The sequence below is a fragment of the Streptomyces uncialis genome (assembly GCF_036250755.1).
In the GTDB taxonomy this organism is placed as follows: domain Bacteria; phylum Actinomycetota; class Actinomycetes; order Streptomycetales; family Streptomycetaceae; genus Streptomyces; species Streptomyces uncialis.
In genome coordinates, this window is record NZ_CP109583.1 from 4,677,902 (window position 1) to 4,695,571 (window position 17,670).

Genomic DNA, 17,670 nt, shown 5'->3' on the forward strand with positions numbered 1-17,670 from the left:
TCCCGACCGCGGCGGCGCGTCCAGCCTGGAAGGGTGACGTGCGCATGTCGTCAACAGCTCCTCCCCGCCCCCGCGCCTCGCGGTTCCGCCACAGATTAACGGCCCTGACCGGTTCCTTCGCCCTCGCCGTCACCGGGCTGGTCGCCCTGGCCGCCGGTCCCGCGGCCGCCGCGCCGCCCACCGTGATCGCCACCGTGAACACCGGCTCCAGCGCCGACACGGTCGTGGTCGCACCGGACGGGAACACCGTCTACGTCGGCAACGCCGGCCAGAGCAGAATCAACACTCTGGACACCGCGACCGACACGGTCACCAGCACGTTCTCCTCCGGCGGACCCGGCCCCTTCGGCCTGGCGGTGAATCCCGCGGGCACCGTGCTGTACTCCACCGACATCGACGGCGACAGCGTGCACGTGATCGATGCCGCCAACCAGACGGTGACCGCCACCGTCCCGGTCGGCGTGGACCCGCAGGGTGTCGTGGTCACCCCGGACGGCAGCCGGGCGTACGTCGCGAACAACAGCGACTCAAGCGTCAGCGTCATCGACACCGCCACCAACACCGTCACCGCCACCGTCGCGGTGGGCACCTTCCCGTACGGGGCGGCGGTCACCTCCGACGGGAGCCGGGTCTACGTCTCCGCGCAGGACCACGTCAGTGTCATCGACACCGCGACGAACACCGTCACCGCCACCATCGCGGCGACGGGAAGCCTGCGGGGCATCGTGGTGAGCCCCGACGGCACGAAGGTCTACGCCGCCAGCTCCTTCGGCGACGGGTCCGTCGTGGTCATCAACACCGCGACGAACACCGTCAGCTCGACCATCGCGGCCTCCTCCGACACCGGAGCTCTGGCGGTCAGCCCCGACGGCACCCGCCTCTACACCGGCTCGTACGGCGCGGTCAACGTCATCGACGTGGCCACCGCCACCGTGGACTCCAGCGTCGCGACCAACTACGTCTACGCCCTGGCCGTCAACGCGGACGGCACGCGCCTGTACGCCGGCAACGGGGACAACGTCACCGTCCTGGGTGTGGCACCACCGGTGGCAGCCCCGGCGGTGACCGGCATCAGCCCCTCCAGCGGGACCACCGCCGGCGGCACCAGCGTGACGATCACCGGCACCGACCTGAACGGCGCCACCAACATCGACTTCGGCGGCACCCCCGCCACCGGCATCTCCTGCACCGCGACCTCCTGCGCCGCCACCTCACCCGCCCACGCCGCGGGCACCGTGCACGTGAGGGTCACCACCCCCGGCGGCACCAGCCCCGCCACCACGGCCGACCAGTTCACCTACAACGCCCTGGCCGCCGACATCGACGTGAACGTCGCCGGACAGCCGCACCTGGGCATCCTGGTCCCCTACCTGACCTACACCCTCACCGCCCACAACACCGGCCCCAACGCCGTCACCTCCGCCACCGTGAAGGCAACTCTGCCCCCGGGCGCCGTGGCGACGAACCTGTCCACCGGATGCACCACCAGCACAGGCACTGTGACCTGCACCTACGGCGCCATCGCCAACGGAGCCAGCACCAACAAGTCCTTCCGCGTCCCGCTCCACCTGCTCTCACTCGGCCAGGTGACCGTCACCGGAACCCGCACCGCCTCCGCACCCACCGACAACAACCCGGCCAACGACAGCGCGTCCGCGACCTGCACCGTCGTCTCCGTCATCCTCGCCACCTGCCCGTAACCCCCGCCCACGCGCCTGGTGGCCCGGCACGGATGTGCCCGGCCACCAGGCGCTCTGCGCACTGCTGCGACGGGGGAGACGCTCAGCTCGACCCCTATCGGTTTGCCTGGTTATGCGGTCACCCGTTGGGGTGATCGCAGGGTATGGGGGCGTCCCTCCTCGTGATCCTGAACTCTGCAACGAGAGCAGGTAGTTCACGAGGGAGACCTGGGATGAGCGTGCTGGAGCCAGCCTGCGTGGAAAGGGAATTCGCCGAACTGTCCCGCTTCCGGACAGCCTTCTACGGGTGTCTGTCCACGCGGGCGGACGCGTTCTTCGAGCTGACCGACGCGCTGCTGTGCGCGGACGGGCCCGTGAGGACGCCGGTGGAACTGTCGCTGACCGCTGAACATCGCCGTGGCTACGGATCGTTGTACGGCGCGCTCAACCACGGCCGCCTGGACACCGACCAACTACGGGATTTGCTGGCGTCCCTGCCCTTGCCGCGTTTCGACGGGCGCCTCGTGCTCACCGTGGACGTCTCCCCGTGGCTGCGCTCGGACGCCGCCTGTGCGCCGGAACGCCTCTTCTGCCACGTCCATGGCCGTTCCCGGCAGGCCGCGCAGATCATCCCGGGCTGGCCGTACTCCTTCGTCGCCGCGCTCACCCCGGACCGCACCTCCTGGACCCAGGTCTTGGACGTGGTGAGGCTCGGGCCCGCCGACGACGCCGCAGCTGTCACCGCCCACCAGCTCCGCAGTGTGGCCGAGCGCCTCATCACGGTCGGCCAGTGGCAGCCGGGCGACCGGGACATGCTGATCGTGATGGACGCCGGCTACGACGTCATGCGGCTGGCCTGGTTGCTGCGGGACCTGCCTGTCGAACTGGTCGGCCGACTGCGCTCGGACCGCAACCTACGGCTCCCGAAACCCCCACGCGTCCATGACCCCCGGGGCGGAGGGCCACCGCGCCACGGCAAGGAGTTCCGCCTCGCCCACCCGCAGACCTGGCCCAAGCCGTCCGTCATCACGGTCAACGACACCCCCCGCTACGGCACAGCCGAAGCCCAAGCGTGGGACCGACTTCACCCCCGCCTCCAGCAACGTTCCGCCTGGATCGACCACGACAACGAACTCCCCGTCATCGAAGGCACCCTGATCCGCCTGAACGTCGATCACCTGCCGCGCGACCGCGAAGCACCGCCGGTATGGCTGTGGTCCTCAGCCACCGGCGCCACCCCGGACGACGTCGACTTCATCTGGTCGTCCTACCTGCGCAGATTCGATCTTGAGCACACATTTCGCCTGTTCAAACAGTCCCTCGGCTGGGCCCGGCCGCGGATGCGTGACCCGCACGCAGCGGACCGCTGGACCTGGCTTGTCGTCGTCGCACACACCCAGCTCCGCCTTGCCGCACCGCTGACCATCGACCAGCGCAAGCCCTGGGAGAAGGCCACCCGGCCCGGCACCGCCCTCACTCCCACCCGCGTCCGGCGCGGGTTCCGGCACCTGCGACCCCACTTGCCGTGCCCGGCCCGGGTGCCCAAACCCAGCCGGGCAGGCCCCGGACGCCCACCCGGCTCCAAGAACCGGCACCCCGCCACCCACCAGGACGTGGGCAAAACCATCAAACGACCCAGCACCCTCTACGAACGTGACCGGGCGAGACCTTAAGGATCAAGCTTCGGGGGTGCGCGGTTCCTCGCGCCCCTGGGGTTCCCCACCTGGACGTACCTGTTCCCGTGCGGTACTTCGGGGGTGCGCGGTTCCTCGCGCCCCTGGGTTACCTGTGCTGGGCGTACCTGTTCCCGTGCGGGTACTTCGGGGGGGCGCGGTTCCTCGCGGCCCTGGGGATCCACACCTGGGCGTACCTGTTCCTGTGCGGTACTTCGGGGGGCTCGTCAGGTGACGGTGCGGCGGTAGATCTGGCGGGAACCGCCTTCCGGTCCCGGGTCGGCGGCCTCGGCAGGGGCGAAGCCCAGGCGCTCGTAGAAGACACGCGCGCCGCTGGCGACAGCACCGGGGTGATCCGCCCCGAAGGTGACCACCTCGATGCTGCCCGGCCCCCGCACCCACCTGCGCGTCGCGTCCGACATCAGCGCCCGACCGACGCCCTTACCCCGCGCCTGCTCCGAGATGACAAGCCAGTGGACGTGGTGGGTCGACGCCTCCGCACCGAACAGCAGCCCGCCGAGGAGTTCCGGCCCCGACGAAACAGCGACGAGCGCCCTGGACCGACGTATGTGCTCGCGCACAGCGTCATGGAAGCCCACCTCCTCGACCATCGGACCGAACCAGTGCTCTACCTGGGCCGCCAGGCCGAGGAAGCCCGGGAAGTCCTCATCTCCCGCAAGTCTGACGATCATCCGGGCAGTCTGGCATGACCAAGCGCAACGACGCCGGGTACGGCATCAGGAGGACTGCACACCCTCGACGTTGGCGACCATCCTGCGCAGCACCTTGAGCGCGGCCACGTACTCCTCGTCGCTGATGCCCTCGTGGACCACGCCGCGCAGCTCGGTCGCCAGCTCGCGCAACCGCGCCCTCGCGGCCTCCCCGGCGTCGGTGAGCTGGAGGCGCTGCCCGGCGTCGGTCCTGAGCCAGCCGCGGTGGATCAACTGGTCTATGACACGAGCGATCTCGTGCGGTCCGTCCGCGAGGGGCGTCAGCTGGGTGACGACCTTTCACGGCCCGGCGCGGCGGGACCACCGTTGACCCGGTTGAGCACCCAGTACTGCGGCTGCGTGACGTCGATCCTGGCCATGGCGTCCCGCAGCTTCCGGGTAACGGCCTTATGGGCGAGGCCACTCCAGTACCCGATGGGCTGCGTGGCCAGCATGTCGTCGGTGGCGGCCGGATCAGCCGGCGCCTGGTCGGTGGCGTTCTCGGTCAGCGGTCTCATGCGCGCGACGCTATATCCCCCACCAGACCACCCGTCCGACGGTCCCAACCCCGTCCCCGCGCCGTTGAACCCCCCTCCCCGTGCACTCGCCCGGCTACGGAAGGGGGTGGGCGGGAATCTGGGGGTTGAGGAACATCGGAACGAAAACCGGCGCTAAGCCTCGATCGGCCCTGGTGGGCGGCTGACGGGGCGTCGGTCGCGGGGCCGGTCTGAGGTCTTCCCCCAGATAACGCCCTATTATCTGCGGCACCGGGATGTGTCACCTGCGGCGACGTCCCCGGGCCGCTGCGCGAAGCGGCCCTGTTATCTGTGGCAAAGGGGAAGCGGTGCCCGCCGTCGTACAACTGCCCGTCGGGAAGGCGCTCACGGTCCGCGCCGCGGCCGACGTCTTCCTGGACTCGCTCGGCAACCCGAACACGGTCCGGAGCTACGGGGCCGGGGTGGGCAAGACCGCCGAGCGGATCGGCGAGGGCCGGCCGCTGGCGTCGGTCGCGGACGACGAGATCGGCGAGGCCCTGGAGGTGCTGTGGGGCCGGTCCGCGGTGAACACCTGGAACGCGCGCCGGGCATCGGTCCTGTCCTGGCTGGGCTGGTGCGGCGAGCGTGGGTACGACGGCCCGGCGGTCCCGGCCTGGGCGAAGCGGATGCCCCCGCCCGACTCGCAGACCCCGGCCCGGTCGAAGATGGTGGTCGACCGGCTGATCGCGCGCCGGGAGGTGCACCTGCGGGAGAAGACGCTGTGGCGGATGCTCTACGAGACCGCTGCCCGCGCCGAGGAGATTCTGGGCGTCAACGTCGAGGAGCTGGATCTCGCCGGGCGCCGGGCCCCGGTGAAGGCCAAGGGCTCCGCCGTCCGCCGCCGGGGCGGCCGGGGCCGCGAGGACTTCGTGCTGGAGACGGTCTACTGGGACGCCGGCACCGCGCGGCTCCTGCCCCGGCTGATCAAGGGCCGCACCCGCGGGCCGGTGTTCGTCACCCACCGCCGCCCCGGACCCGGCAAGATGCTCTCAGCCCGGGACGTCTGCCCAGACACCGGCCTAGCCCGCCTCTCCTACGGCCAGGCCCGCGCTCTGCTCGACCAGCACACCGCGCACGCGGGGCCGGGCACCGGCTGGGACCTGCACGAGTACCGCCACTCCGGCTTGACCCACCTCGGCGAGCAGGGTGCGTCGCTGCTGATGCTGATGGCCAAGTCCCGGCACAAGAAGGTCGAGAACGTCCGCCGGTACTTCAAACCCTCGGCGGCCGCCATCGCGGACGTCACCGCTCTGCTCGCGCCCGGGGACGCCCGCCGCTGACCCGCGCGCGGAGCGGTGCGCGCTGGTGTGCGCTCCAGCGCGCTCCCCGGCAGGGCTGTTCGTCCTGGTGGCGGGGCTGGTGAACTGGTTCACGGCCAGGCCCTGCGGTGCACCGCCCTTCACGCCGACACCGGCTACCCGGTGACGGGCCACGGGCTGGCCGGAGGAGCGTGAACGTCGTGCGGTTGCCCCCTGACCCCCTGGACCTGCGGGACGTGCGTCGCCGTGTCGATGCGGTGCTGCAGGAGTTCCTCGACCACCAGGCTCTCCCGGGTCGTCCAGGCCCGCGCGTCCAGGAAAAGTCCAGCAGCGGCCCGGAGGGGCGGGCGTCCAGCCGGTGCGCCGCGGTCGACGGACTGCCCGGCACCGGCCCCTGGGTCACTCGGCCGGTGCGCGGGCCGAAGGGCCCGGTCGCTCAGGTTCTGCCGGGTTTGCCCGTCGAGACCAGCAGGAGGACGGACGAGCCCGGTGCCACCGGTTCTGCGCCGCCCCGGGGGGCACTGCTGATCACCTGCCCGGCGGGAGCGTTCCAGTCCGTGTGCCGCATGATCGTGCAGCTCAGTCCGAGTCCGCGCAGCAGGCTTCCGGCCTGTTCGACCGGCATGCCGGCCAGGTCCGGCAGCGCGATGCCCGCTCCCGCGGTCCGCTCCTGCTCCTGTGTCGGAGTCGCATCGGCGCTTCCGCTCTTGGGGGTGCCGGTGGCGAGCGGGGTGCACGCCCCGTTCGCCGGTGGGGACAGGGACGGGGAGGCGCCGGGCGCGGGCGGCACGGGCTTCAGCGCGAAGAACCCCACCGTGGCGCACGCCAGCACGCAGCACGCCGCAGCGGTGCCGAGGAGCGCCCGGCGGGTGCGGCTGCGGCTGACGGATCGCTCGATCGCGGCCGCGTCGACGACCGGCGCCGCCGGCCCGTCGGCGAAGGAGGCCACCGCGGCACGCAGCTCGGCTTCGAGGCCCGGCTCGAACGGGGCCGGTCCGGACGACGTGTTCCTCACTTCGTACCTCCGAAAGCGGCCGACGGCGTGTGCGGCGCCTGGGCGCCCGATACGGAATCGCGCAGCTTGGCCAGGCCGCGGGCGAGCTGGGACCTCACCGCACTCGAAGAGATGTCCAGGACGTCGGCGACCTGCCGGGCGTCCAGATCGTGCAGGTAGTACAGGACCACCACGCTGCGCATGCCCATCGGCAGCCCGAGCAGTGCCTCGATCAGTTCCGCGCGCAGATCCACCTGCCCGAACCGGTCCCGGGGGTCGGCCGTCTCGGGCACCCCCGACAGCCCGGGGCGCTCGCCCCGGCGCGACAGCCGCCGCCAGCGGTCGTTGGCCAGGTTGACCAGCACTTTGCGCACGTACGCCTCCGGCGAGTCCGCCACCGCGACCTTCCGCCACTGTCGGCACGCCCGCTCCAGCGTCTCCTGCACCAGATCCTCGGCCACGTGCACGTCACCGGTCAGCGCATACGCGGTGCGGAACAACGCTCCCGACCGCTGTGCGACGAACTCCGTGAATCCGATGCCCGGACCGCTCCTGCGAAACCTCACCCGCCGACCTCCTCTCCTCGTCCCGTCCCGATCACTGCCCCCATGACGGCGGAACGGGGCCGGGTGCTGCACCGAGCCGCCGGCAGTGACGTGAATCACAGCCGGGACGGAAGGGTGTCCCAGGAGGCGGGTGGAGCGTCTGCCCCTGCGGCGAGGACCACGGTCAGGGCCGCCTCGACGCCGGGGTCCCCTCCGTCATGCGCGACGACGCCGACCTCGTGCGCACGTCCCGGTCGACACCGGCTACACGTACACCCTCACCCTGCCCCAGATCAGCGACTCCTTCGGCGGCACCTTCCGGGTGACCGCCGATCTGAGCGGTGCGGCCGCGACCTTCACCGACTGGTCGACGGCGCCCGAAGTACTTCGGATTCGGCCGGGCGTACACCGACTGCACCGGCACCACGAACCGCATCCCGTCCACCGACGCGACCAGCCCACCGCCCCACGCCGCGGCGAGACCGATCGCGGCCTGGGCCTCGATGAGGGTTGCGTTCGCGGCCCGGTACGTGGCGAGCCGCAGATACGTCTGGTCGACGTGGGACAACCTGCCGTACTTCAGCGCGTCCACGCCGCCGATGACGGGGGTGTAGCCGACATTGCAGCCGTGCGCGACCAGCAGTCCGGCGATCGTGACGTGCAGGTCCTTCAGCCTCGCCTCGCCGCCGGTGACGGAGGTGAACGCCTGGTCCGCGCCGGTCCAGGAGATCACCTCCAGCAGCACCTCCGGCCCGGTCCACCCTCGGGAGCATCGCGTTCACCGCGGCCCGCAGGTCGAGCAGCGAGGCCGGTTCGGGCTCCGGCTCCAGGGCGGCGAAGTGAAGCCGGCAGTCGTCGCCGAACTCGATCTGCGCGTTGTCCGGCACCCGGCCGGCGACCTCCCGGTACGTGCCGTCCAGCAGCGCGGCCCGCGCAACCAGATGCTCACCCGCCTCCGCCGGGAGCCCGAGGGACGCGATCTCCTCCGCCCGCTGAAGCGACCACTTCATCTGCGGCCCCGACACCCGCACCGGGCCCCGGCGCAGCCGGTCCAGCTCGGAGACCCGCGCCCTGGGCGGCACGGTGAGCAGCGAGTCCAGCACCGCCCGCTGACCGGTGTTCAGCAGCCCGTACAAGGTGTCCCACAACCGCTGGTTCGCCGCCTCCCGCACCGACGCGACCAGCCGGGTCAACGTCGTCACACCCGGCAGCAGCACCCGCCGCTCACGCAGCCACCCCACCGCCGCGTCGAACAGCGCCTTCGGCCCCTCCCCGGTCGTCCAGGCCCGCGCGTCCACCCACACCCTCAGCTCGGCCTCCGCCCCGGCGAATTCCTGGTACTCCAGGACCCGCCGCAACTCCCGTACATGGTCCAGCCGGGTGTTCTCCCGCTCCCCGTATGTCTTCAGGACCGACGCGTCCGCGATGTCGAGCTGCTTGGCGAGGTAGTCGACCACCTCGGCCGGCACGTCGACGGGATCGTCCTGGAACACCCCGAGGTACCGCGCGGTCGTCAGCTGGACCGCGAAGCCCAGCCGGTTGTGGGCCCGGCGCTTGCCCTCGATCAGCTCCCGGTCCGCGTCGTCCAGGAAGAAGAACCGCTCCAACTCCGTACGGGACGGCGCTCCACGAAACGCCGCATAACCAGCGGCCTGCTCATCCGTCAAAAAATCGACCGGCACCCCGGACCGAGCGCGTTGGAGCGAGGACGGAGAATCCCGACCGGCCCCGACCCGAAGAACCGACCGGATGCGCCCCAAAGGGGCGCGGGGAACTGCGCGAAAACGACGAGCGACGGCACAGCAACGAAGTGCGCCCAGCACCGAGTACCCAGGGGCGCGGGGAACTGCGCACCCCACGAGCGACCCGCACAGCAATGAAGTACGCCCCGCCGGACAGACCTGGGAAGCGCAAGCGAAGGCGACCCGCGGGGAACTGCGCAAAACCACCGAGCGACGGCACAGGAACGAAGTACGCCCAGCCGGACAGACCTGGGAAGCGCAAGCGAAGGCGACCCGCGGGGAACTGCGCAAAACCACCGAGCGACGGCACAGGAACGAAGTACGCCCAGCCGGACAGACCTGGGAAGTGCGTCCCGCCGGACAGACCTCAAAGGCGCAAGCGAAGGCGACTCAGCCGCTCCCGGGCGGAGACGGATCGTCCCCCTCCCCGGGGGACCGGTCGAGAAGCAGATCCGCGGCACGGTGGAACACCTGCTCCCGGGTGAACGCCCCGTGGTCCGCCGCCAGGAAGTGGCCCCCGATCGCCGCGCAGAAGGCGAGCAGACTGCGCGCCTCCACCTCCATCGGATCGGCGCAGAAGGAGCCGATCACCTCACGCACCAGATCCATCCGGCGGTTGTCGACCCGCCGCAACCGCTCCGCGACGGCTTCGTCCCGCCGGGCCCACGCCCGGACCGCGAGATCGATGGGCAGCAGCCGGTCACCGGAGAAGGTGAGCGTGCCCGCGCGATGGGCCTTGGACTTCGCGTCACCGCCCTCCCGTTCGACACGGTCGACGACCTCGTCGGTGCTCTCCCGCTCCCAGGTGTCGAGCATGGCCACCAGCAGCGCGTCCCGGTCGGTGAAGTATCCGTAGAAGCCGCCCTTCGTGACGCCGATCCGCTTGGCGAGCGCCTCGACGCGGACGGCGTCGGGACCGGCCTCGGCCAGCGCCCGCAGGCCCTCCTCGATCCATCTCTCCCGCGGCGTCCGTGGTGCGCGCACCGGTGTCCCCCTCTCACTCGCCCCGGCCCAGCGGACTATACGGAGGCGTATATCTGGGCTAGCGTAGTTCTATACGGTACCGTACAAATAGATGGGGGACAGCCGTGCCTCTCCTCGGCAGGAATCGGCGAACCGCGGCCCCGGAGCCCTCCGATGACGATGACGATGCGCCGACAGGCGGCGTGACGGGCGTGGTGGGAGTCCACCGCGTCCCCGGACCCATCCGCGACCTCAGCGCACTGCCGGCCCTCGACTACGCCGATCACTTCACCCTGAGAACGGACACCGCCGCCACACCGGAGCGGTGGGCCCGCGCCATGTTCGGGGATGTCGTCACCCCCGCCGGATGGTTCATCTGGCGGGCCCTGCTGGGGCTGCGGCTCGGCCGGGGACGGTCACCGGACACCGTGGCCGGCTGGCGTGTGGCCGAACGCGGGCCGGACTGGGTGCGGTTGGAGGCCACGTCCTGGTTCCTCGCCTGCGAACTGGTCGTCCGCTCGTCCCATGACCAGGTGTCGCTCGGTACTTTCCTGCGCTACCGCCGTTTCCCGGGCCGCGCGATATGGCCGCCGCTGTCCGCCGTCCACCGGCGATTGACCCCCGGGGTGCTCCGCGACGCCGAAGCCCGCGTCCGCGCACCCGGGCGTCCCGGCGAACCGACCTGGAGCGGCGCGAGCCCGTAACCCCGCACCGCGAACAGGACGGGACGGCCTTCGGAACCACCGGGGGCGCACCATCGGCCTCCGCCGGGCACCGGGAACACCCGGTGAACCCCGAGCCACCCCCTCAGTCCTGCGGATGCAGCGCGCACGGCTCACCCCGTGGCGCGGGGATCGCCGCCGCCGGGGGCCAGTCCTCCATCACCGGCAGCGCCCACGCGTGCCGCGCGAGATCCACCAGCGGGCGCACGCTGTACGACGACAGCGCCAGCTCCAGCCGGATCTCCGCGAGGAAGTGCGGATCACCGTACGTGGCGCTGCGCGCGAAGGCGCGTCCTCGGCGGTCCTCGAAGTCCTCGGGGCTGAAGACCTGGAGCAGCGTGAGCCCGTAGTACGCGTACGTGGACGCCTCGTGCAGCAACCCCTGCGTGCTCTCGGCGGCCGGTTCGTCCGGGTGGTAGGGCAGGCCGGGCTGGGAGGCGAACGCCTGGAGCGCGGTCGTCACCGCGTCCGCGCGGCACCCGCAGCGGTAGCGGAGCTGACCGGTCAGCGCACGGTAGCGGCCGAGGACCGCCGCGCTCTGCGCGGTCCACGGGTGCTTGCCGAGCAGCGTACGGAACCCCGCGAGCGTGTCGGACAGTTCCTCCAGGATCAACCTGCGGGAGATATCGGAGAGTTCGACGCTGCCGCCCCTCTGGCGTACCTCGATGATCCGGCGCCCGTAGCGGATCAGGTCCCGCGCCACGCCCCCGGACAGCGCGTGCGCGAGAAGCACGTACGGGGACACCTCGGCGGAGTCGGGCGGGGTGAGCCCGGGGGCGCGGCGGTCCATGATGGCGCGCGACTCCGCGAGGGTGCAGGGCTGCACATGGACGATGTCGTCCAGCGAACTGTCCGTCGCGTCCCGGTAGGGCAGCCCGCGCCGGACGAACGCCGCGCCCACGTCCTCCGCGACCGACAGCAGGAAGTACACATGCGGCACGCCCAGGATCGCCTTGACCTCCCCGAGGAACGCGAGCGCCTGCGCGTCGGTGCCGAGGCGGTCCAGCTCGTCGATGGAGATCACCGTGCGGTGCCCCGCGCGGTGGACCTGCGCCGCGATGTCGGCCAGCAGTTCACGGAAGTCCGAGACGAGTTCGGGGAAGTTGGGCGGCACGGTCGACAGCGACGAGGTGTGGGTGGTGAGCAGGCTCGCGACCTGCGTCGCGCCGGGCGCGACCGCGGCGGTCGTGGTCTGCACGGTGCGCAGCCGGTACAGCTGGTCCCGGCACTCGGTGACGAGCGGCGGTTCGGCGGGCCGTACCCGCCACGCCCCCAGCCGCAGGAACAGCGCGCCGAGGACGAGACAGAGCAGCCGGGTCGGGTTGTCGTCGTCGGTGAGCAGCGCGGAGGCGTTCCCGTCCCGGACCAGGCGCCATCCGAACAGGGCGCCGACCACGAGCGCCAGCGGGGTGGTGAGGTAGTGCGGCGGGAGCTTGCGGCCGAGCACCTTGAGGTCGTCCAGCGTCCAGCCGCCCGCCCAGACCGCCACCGCCCCGCAGAACAGGACGAGTTGAGTCACCACGAAGCTGTCGCGCCCCATCAGCGCATCGAAGTGGTGCCGCAGGTCCGCGTCGTAGAAGAGGGACACCGGGACGCCGAACAGCAGCACGCCCGCGACGCCGACGAGGACGTACCGCGGCAGCGTCCGCAGGAACCGCCGCCAGCCGGCCGACCCGCGTGAGCCCCACAGCACCAGCCCCACGGCGGTGACCAGCAGCCCCATGCCGAGGTTCTGCCCCCGCCACACCTCCACCGCCAGGTCACCGGCCCATTCGGCGGCGGTCTCCGTCCAGGAACCGGCCTTCTCCCGGTGCCGCCCCCACAGCGACCGGGCGGCGGCGTACAACCCGAGGACGACAAGCGCGGCGGCCGGGAGCGCGAAGAACAGGGACCGGGTGGCGCGGCGCAGCCGGGACCGCAGGCGCCGGGCCGTCCGTACGAAGCCCGAGAGCCGGGTGAACTCCGGTACGGGGTGCCCCTCCCGTTCGATGTAGCGCTCGCAGACCCGGGTGAAGACGAACAGCAGGAAGTCGTGCGGGGTGTAGGCGGCGGGGACGTGGGTGGCGACCGCGAAGTCGTCGGGCCCCGGCGCGTTCTCCAGCAGGGTCGTCTTGCCGACGCCGCGCGGACCGGACAGCGCGACCGTGCCGCCGTCCAGCATGGAGAGCTTGCGTTCGAGGACGGCGGCGGCGTTGCCGGGCACCACGTATGCGCGGTCCTGGGCGGCCCGCAACCCCTTGTAGTTGTCGGGCATCAGCACCGAGTACGGATCGTCCCCGAGCAGCGCGTCGATCACCTGGGGCAGCACGGGCCGCACCGCGTTCTGCCGCAGGTCGTCCAGCCACCGGCGGCGCAGCCGGGTGGAGCGGAAGGCGAGCCAGGGGCGGGAGGTCAGCTGCCACAGGGCGATGGCCTGGCGCTCCAGGTTGGCCGCCGACCGGGGCCGCCGGAGCACCCAGAGCATGGGAGGTGTCAGCACGACCAGGGCGACCAGCATGGAGAACGCGAACGCGGCCAGCCGCCGCAGGATCGAGAAGTCGTAGACCAGCGTGGCGACCACGACGACATGCGCCACCCACAGCGTGAAGCAGCCGAGGGCGACGACCGACCGCACATCCCACTCGACCGGCTCGTCCCGCAGCGCGCGGGCGTTGCGCACATGCCGGTCCCGTGCCGCGCGGTACTCCGTGTACGACTCCTCGCACAGCCGCCGCACCTGCGCGGTGTGCGCCTCGCCGAGCATGGCGTCCTCGACGTTCTCTGCGGTCACGGCCGGCCGGGTGCCCAGCCGCCGGGCGATCCGGGGTTCGGCCAGCCCGTCACGTACCGCCTGCTCGTACCGCGTCCGGTCGGCGGGCTCGGCCCACACGTCCGCCGTCCCCGCGGCCCCCGCGACCGGCGTCGTCGTGCCCTGCGTCATCCGTCCCCCTCGTGGTGGCCCCGGACCGTCCGGACGCCCGGGGCCGGAGCGCGGTTCCCGTGCGCCGGCCGGTCCGCCCGTCCGGCCCCGGCGATCCGTCCGACCGGCGGGCCCGCCCGGCCCCGGTGACCGGCCCCGGTGGTCCGTTCCGTCAGCCCCGGGACGGCTTCGTGGCGTAGGTCCACTCGAACCCGAAGCCGTACGCCTGGTCCAGCTGCTGATGTATCCACAGCCCGTCCACCGGCCGGAACCAGCGGGCCTCCCGGCGTACGGAGAGCCCGCCGACCGCCGGACGGACCAGGGCGACGGCGCACGCGACCGCCCCGGCCGGGGAGTCGTCCAGCGGGATGCGGCAGCCCGCCTCGCCGGGCGCGGTCACGGTGACCGTGGCGCCGAGGCGGCGGAAGTCGACGGCGCCCTCGTAGACGTACACGTAGAACAGCAGGCGCTCGAAGCGGGCGGTGTGCGCGAGATTGACCCGCAGGGTCTCGCCGTCGGCCGAGGCGCCGGTGCGGTCGTCCTGGTCGAGGGCCACGTACGGCCACTCGTCGAGCGACCCGTACGCCTCGCCGAGGGCCTGCACCGCGAGCCCGCCGCCGTCGGGGAACGCGACCAGGCAGCCGAGGTCCAGGTCGGCGTCCACGCCGGACGCCCAGTTGAGGTTGGCCTGGAGGATTCCCCGGCCGGTGATCCGGGCCTGCGGGCTGGCGGAGGAGAGGACGGGCGGGGGCGGCGGCGCGGCTTCCGGCACCCCTCGCGCACCGGGTCCGGGGGTACGGGGGCGGGTCCGGGTCGCGATCACCGGGCGGGTCACGTCGGGCCGGGACCGGACGGGGGCGGGTGTCCGTACCGACGGCGGGGCGGGAGGTGTGCGTACCGGGGGCGGGGCGGGCGGCGGGGTCGCGGTCACCGTCGGGGTCGGAGGCGGGGGCTTGGCCGGGCCCGGGGCCGGGGCGGACGGGTCCGGGGGCGGGGCGGACGGGTCCGGGGGGCGCAGCCGGATCACCCCACGGGGGCGGTCGCCCGTCCCCTGTCCGTCGTGTTCAGCCATGAGTCCCCCTCGGCTTCCCCAACTCGCCCTGGAATCCGGGATCATATGCCCTGTCCGTCGCCTTGTGCGCTAGTATCGGCGGCCCGCGCACGGGGGTGAGGGGACATCCGGCGCGGCAGGGCCGGACGGGGGCTCCTGAGCCGGAAGGGCGGGACGGCGGTCCGCCGCGCCCTGTGTTCTCTCCTAGGGGTACGCATGCCCGTTGGGGCACTGGCCGACCGTGCCGCTGTCGCGGGACAGCTCAGGAATCTCGCCGCCGAACCGGGGCTCGCGTCCCGGCGGGACGAACTCACCGCACTCGCCGACGCGCTCCAGGGCATCGGCGGCGGCGACGTGGAGCCATGGACCGAACTCGACCTGCTCGACGCGTACGCGCGCCCCGAGAGCGTCCACGCCCTGCGCACCGCGCCGCCCGACCGCGCGTTCTGGGGGTGGCTGGAAGCGGGGATCGGCGCGCTGGTCTTCCTCCCGCTGCTGCTGACGTGGTACGCGCTGAGCGAGGCGACCAGCGCGTACGAGGCGCTGATCGGCGAGGAGCCGAAGGCCGCCGCCCGGCCGTTCCTCCAGCTCTGGCAGACGGGGTTCGAGGGACGGCTCACCGGCTGGTCCACCTTCGGGGACGTCGCGGTGTACGCGAGCTGGGCGATCGTCCTGCTGTTCGCGCTGACGCTCGTCCACGGCTTCCGGCGCGCCCACGAGGACCGGCGGGAGGCCGGGGCGGACCGGTCCGCCGCCGAGCTGCTGGCCCGGCTCGTCCCCGTCCTCACCCGGGCCCAACTCCTGCTGAACGACAAGAGGTTGACGTCCCCCGCGCGGTTCACCGGGGAGCTGAGCAAGGCCGCGGTCTCGCTGGGGCAACTGGTGGTGCAGGCGTCACAGACCCAGGAGCGGCTCACCGCCGCCGCCGCGTCGGTCGGGAGCTCCGTGGAGTCCGCGGAGCGGCGGCTCGCCGGGGTGGACGCGGCGGTCCAGCCGCTGGAGAGCGCGGCGCGGCGCATCGAGACGGCCGTGACCCGGGGCGGCGGCGAGGTCGGCAAGGCGCTGGACGGGGTGACGGCGGTGAACGGCGAGGTGCGGGACGTGCTGGACCGGGCCGGGGAGCGGGTCGAGGACTCGGTGCACACCCTGGGCGCGGCGCAGCGGTCGTTCACCACGGCGACGGAGGTCGCCACGGATGTGTCGGCGCGGATCCTGGACCGGCTGACCGAGGTCACCGAGCAGACCGCGAAGGCCGTCGCCGGTTCCCAGGAGGCGGCCGTGCGGCTGTCCGAGCAGACCCGCGCGCTGCGGGAGAGCGCGGACCGGTTCGCCGATCTGGTCGACGCGCTGGCCAGGGACGGAGCGGCCTTCGGGGCCCGTACGGGCGGCGCGGACCGGCCGGCGGCCCTGGCCGCGTACGGGAACGGGCACGATCGCGGGCACGAGCCCGAGGACCGGGCACCGGACTGGTGGACCCTGGACCCGGACGGCCGGGTGCCGTCGCGGCGGCGGGCGTCGGACCACCCCGAAGGGACCGGAGGCTCCGGCGGGTCGGAACGTCCCGCAGGCCCCGGCGACAAGGGGAGTCCCGGCGACACCGGAAGCCCCGGAAGCCCCGACCGGGCGGCCGACGTCCAGTGACGCCCCGTACCCGAACGCGGCGCTTCAGCCCCCTGCATCTCGCGGGGTGGCTCTTCGCGGATCTGCTGCTCGTGCTCGCGCTGGTCGCGATGGGGGACCAGGGCGACCCGGTGAAGGCGGCCGAGGGCGGCCGTCCGGGCACCACCGGGACCAAGGAGCCGAAGCCGAAGCCCACCGGACCCCGCGCGGTGAACCGCAAGCCGGTGAAGGTGTCGATCGCGGCCGCTCCGGGTGCCCGGGACCGTATCGTGCGCCAGCTGCGGTCGGTCACCGCCCGGCACAAGGACAAGCAGGCCGCGTTCGTCCTCACCTTCGGGCACCACTCGGACCCGGGGCGCGGCGGGGCGTACGCGAGCGAGGTCAACTCACTGCTGACGAAGGCCCGTCCGGCCATGTTCAAGGGCGCGACCACCCGGGACTTCTGGAAGGGCAGGTCCTCCGGCGGCTCCGCCGACCTGGAGATCTACTTCTACACCTACTGACATCCCCGCCGTACCGACCCACCCGTACCGACCCACCCGTGCCGACCGCCTCATCCGCTGACGCACTCCCTGACGAACACCGCTCGGAGGTACGAGACCGTGCAGATCCTTCCCTTCTACCTGGTGTGCGACGAGTCGGGGTCCATGAACGGGGACCCCCTCGACAGCATCAACAGCGCGCTGCCGGAGCTGCATCGCGAGATCAGCACCAACCCGACCGTCGCGGACAAGACCCGCTTCTGTCTGATCGGTTTCTCCAGCGACGCGAAGGTGCTCCAGCCGCTCGTGGACCTGAGCGACATCGACACCCTGCCGGGCCTCGCCGCCGGCGGGCTCACCGCGTACGGGGAGGCGTTCCGCACGCTGCTCGGCTGCATCGAGAGCGATGTGGCCGCGCTCAAGGCCGAGGGCCACGACGTCTACCGGCCGGTCGTGTTCTTCCTGTCCGACGGCGGACCCACGGACGACGACTGGCAGCAGGCCCACAAGGAGCTGATCGACGCCCGGTACCGGCCCAACATCATCGCGTTCGGCATCGGGGAGGCGGACCGGGCGACGATCGGTCATGTCGCCAACTTCCGGGCGTTCATGCAGCAGGACCGGACCGTGTCGGCGGCCCAGGCCCTGCGGGAGTTCGCGGCCAGCCTCACCCGTTCCATCGTGCGCTCGGCGAGCAGCATCCCGGCGGACGGCAGCGGCGGGTTCAACCTGGCCGTGGACGAGACCGTGCCCGGGTTCACCACCGTCTCCCTCGACAAGCTCTGAGGCGGACGG

The 17,670-nt window shown here is 72.3% G+C and carries 13 protein-coding genes and 2 pseudogenes; 7 read left to right on the top strand and 8 right to left on the bottom strand.

Translation table 11 applies throughout. From position 1 onward, the window contains the following. Positions 1-44 precede the first annotated feature (44 nt). Both OG711_RS19405 and OG711_RS19410 read left to right on the top strand, forming a co-directional pair. Positions 45-1,700, top strand: a complete 1,656-nt coding sequence (locus OG711_RS19405; RefSeq protein WP_329559907.1) for an IPT/TIG domain-containing protein — start codon at positions 45-47, stop codon at positions 1,698-1,700. Positions 1,701-1,912: 212 nt separating this feature from the next. Further along, positions 1,913-3,352, top strand: coding sequence for an NF041680 family putative transposase (locus OG711_RS19410; RefSeq protein ID WP_329559908.1), 1,440 nt, complete (start codon positions 1,913-1,915; stop codon positions 3,350-3,352). Positions 3,353-3,579: 227 nt separating this feature from the next. Here OG711_RS19410 and OG711_RS19415 read toward each other — a convergent pair whose 3' ends face one another. Together OG711_RS19415 and OG711_RS19420 are read right to left on the bottom strand one after the other, a co-directional pair. Next, positions 3,580-4,044, bottom strand: a complete 465-nt coding sequence (locus OG711_RS19415; RefSeq protein WP_266509775.1) for a GNAT family N-acetyltransferase — start codon at positions 4,042-4,044, stop codon at positions 3,580-3,582. A gap of 45 nt (positions 4,045-4,089) precedes the next feature. Further along, positions 4,090-4,580 (bottom strand): annotated as a pseudogene (locus OG711_RS19420) (MarR family winged helix-turn-helix transcriptional regulator). 326 nt (positions 4,581-4,906) lie between these two features. Here OG711_RS19420 and OG711_RS19425 point away from each other — a divergent pair. Further along, positions 4,907-5,878: a tyrosine-type recombinase/integrase gene (locus OG711_RS19425; RefSeq protein ID WP_329559909.1), complete on the top strand. Its 972-nt coding sequence runs from the start codon at positions 4,907-4,909 to the stop codon at positions 5,876-5,878. Between the two features lie 415 nt (positions 5,879-6,293). Here the strand turns inward: OG711_RS19425 and OG711_RS19430 are convergent, their stop codons facing one another. From OG711_RS19430 to OG711_RS19450, 4 genes and pseudogenes are all read right to left on the bottom strand, one after another. After that, the gene (locus OG711_RS19430; protein WP_073782886.1) at positions 6,294-6,872 is read right to left on the bottom strand and encodes a PASTA domain-containing protein; all 579 of its coding nucleotides are present in this window, start codon (positions 6,870-6,872) and stop codon (positions 6,294-6,296) included. Further along, positions 6,869-7,390 (bottom strand): SigE family RNA polymerase sigma factor, encoded by a 522-nt coding sequence (locus tag OG711_RS19435; protein ID WP_073785247.1) that lies wholly within the window; start codon positions 7,388-7,390, stop codon positions 6,869-6,871. The genes OG711_RS19430 and OG711_RS19435 overlap by 4 nt, the downstream gene beginning before the upstream one ends. Before the next feature lie 376 nt (positions 7,391-7,766). Further along, positions 7,767-9,078: pseudogene (locus tag OG711_RS39155) on the bottom strand (DUF4158 domain-containing protein); the annotation flags it as partial. Between the two features lie 450 nt (positions 9,079-9,528). After that, positions 9,529-10,122, bottom strand: coding sequence for a TetR/AcrR family transcriptional regulator (locus tag OG711_RS19450; protein WP_266509785.1), 594 nt, complete (start codon positions 10,120-10,122; stop codon positions 9,529-9,531). 182 nt (positions 10,123-10,304) lie between these two features. Here OG711_RS19450 and OG711_RS19455 point away from each other — a divergent pair, with 182 nt between their 5' ends. Beyond that, positions 10,305-10,805, top strand: a complete 501-nt coding sequence (locus OG711_RS19455; protein ID WP_329559912.1) for a hypothetical protein — start codon at positions 10,305-10,307, stop codon at positions 10,803-10,805. A 103-nt stretch (positions 10,806-10,908) separates the two neighbouring features. Here the strand turns inward: OG711_RS19455 and OG711_RS19460 are convergent, their stop codons facing one another. Beyond that, positions 10,909-13,743: a hypothetical protein gene (locus OG711_RS19460; protein WP_329559913.1), complete on the bottom strand. Its 2,835-nt coding sequence runs from the start codon at positions 13,741-13,743 to the stop codon at positions 10,909-10,911. A 151-nt stretch (positions 13,744-13,894) separates the two neighbouring features. Next, on the bottom strand, positions 13,895-14,794 hold the full coding sequence (locus tag OG711_RS19465) for a tellurium resistance protein TerA (RefSeq protein WP_329559914.1): 900 nt from the start codon (positions 14,792-14,794) through the stop codon (positions 13,895-13,897). Positions 14,795-14,989: 195 nt separating this feature from the next. On the opposite strand from OG711_RS19465, the gene OG711_RS19470 reads away from it, so the two are divergent. The 3 genes from OG711_RS19470 to OG711_RS19480 all read left to right on the top strand — a co-directional run bounded on the left by OG711_RS19470 (position 14,990) and on the right by OG711_RS19480 (position 17,661). Then, positions 14,990-16,414 carry a methyl-accepting chemotaxis protein gene (locus tag OG711_RS19470; RefSeq protein ID WP_329559915.1) on the top strand — a complete coding sequence of 475 codons (1,425 nt, stop codon included), beginning with the start codon at positions 14,990-14,992 and terminating at the stop codon, positions 16,412-16,414. Then, a complete protein-coding gene (locus tag OG711_RS19475; RefSeq protein WP_099281709.1) occupies positions 16,411-16,896 on the top strand; it encodes a hypothetical protein in 486 nt (161 codons plus the stop codon). Before OG711_RS19470 ends, OG711_RS19475 begins: the two co-directional genes overlap by 4 nt. 99 nt (positions 16,897-16,995) lie before the next feature. Continuing rightward, positions 16,996-17,661 (top strand): vWA domain-containing protein, encoded by a 666-nt coding sequence (locus tag OG711_RS19480; RefSeq protein ID WP_073782874.1) that lies wholly within the window; start codon positions 16,996-16,998, stop codon positions 17,659-17,661. Positions 17,662-17,670: the final 9 nt, after the last annotated feature.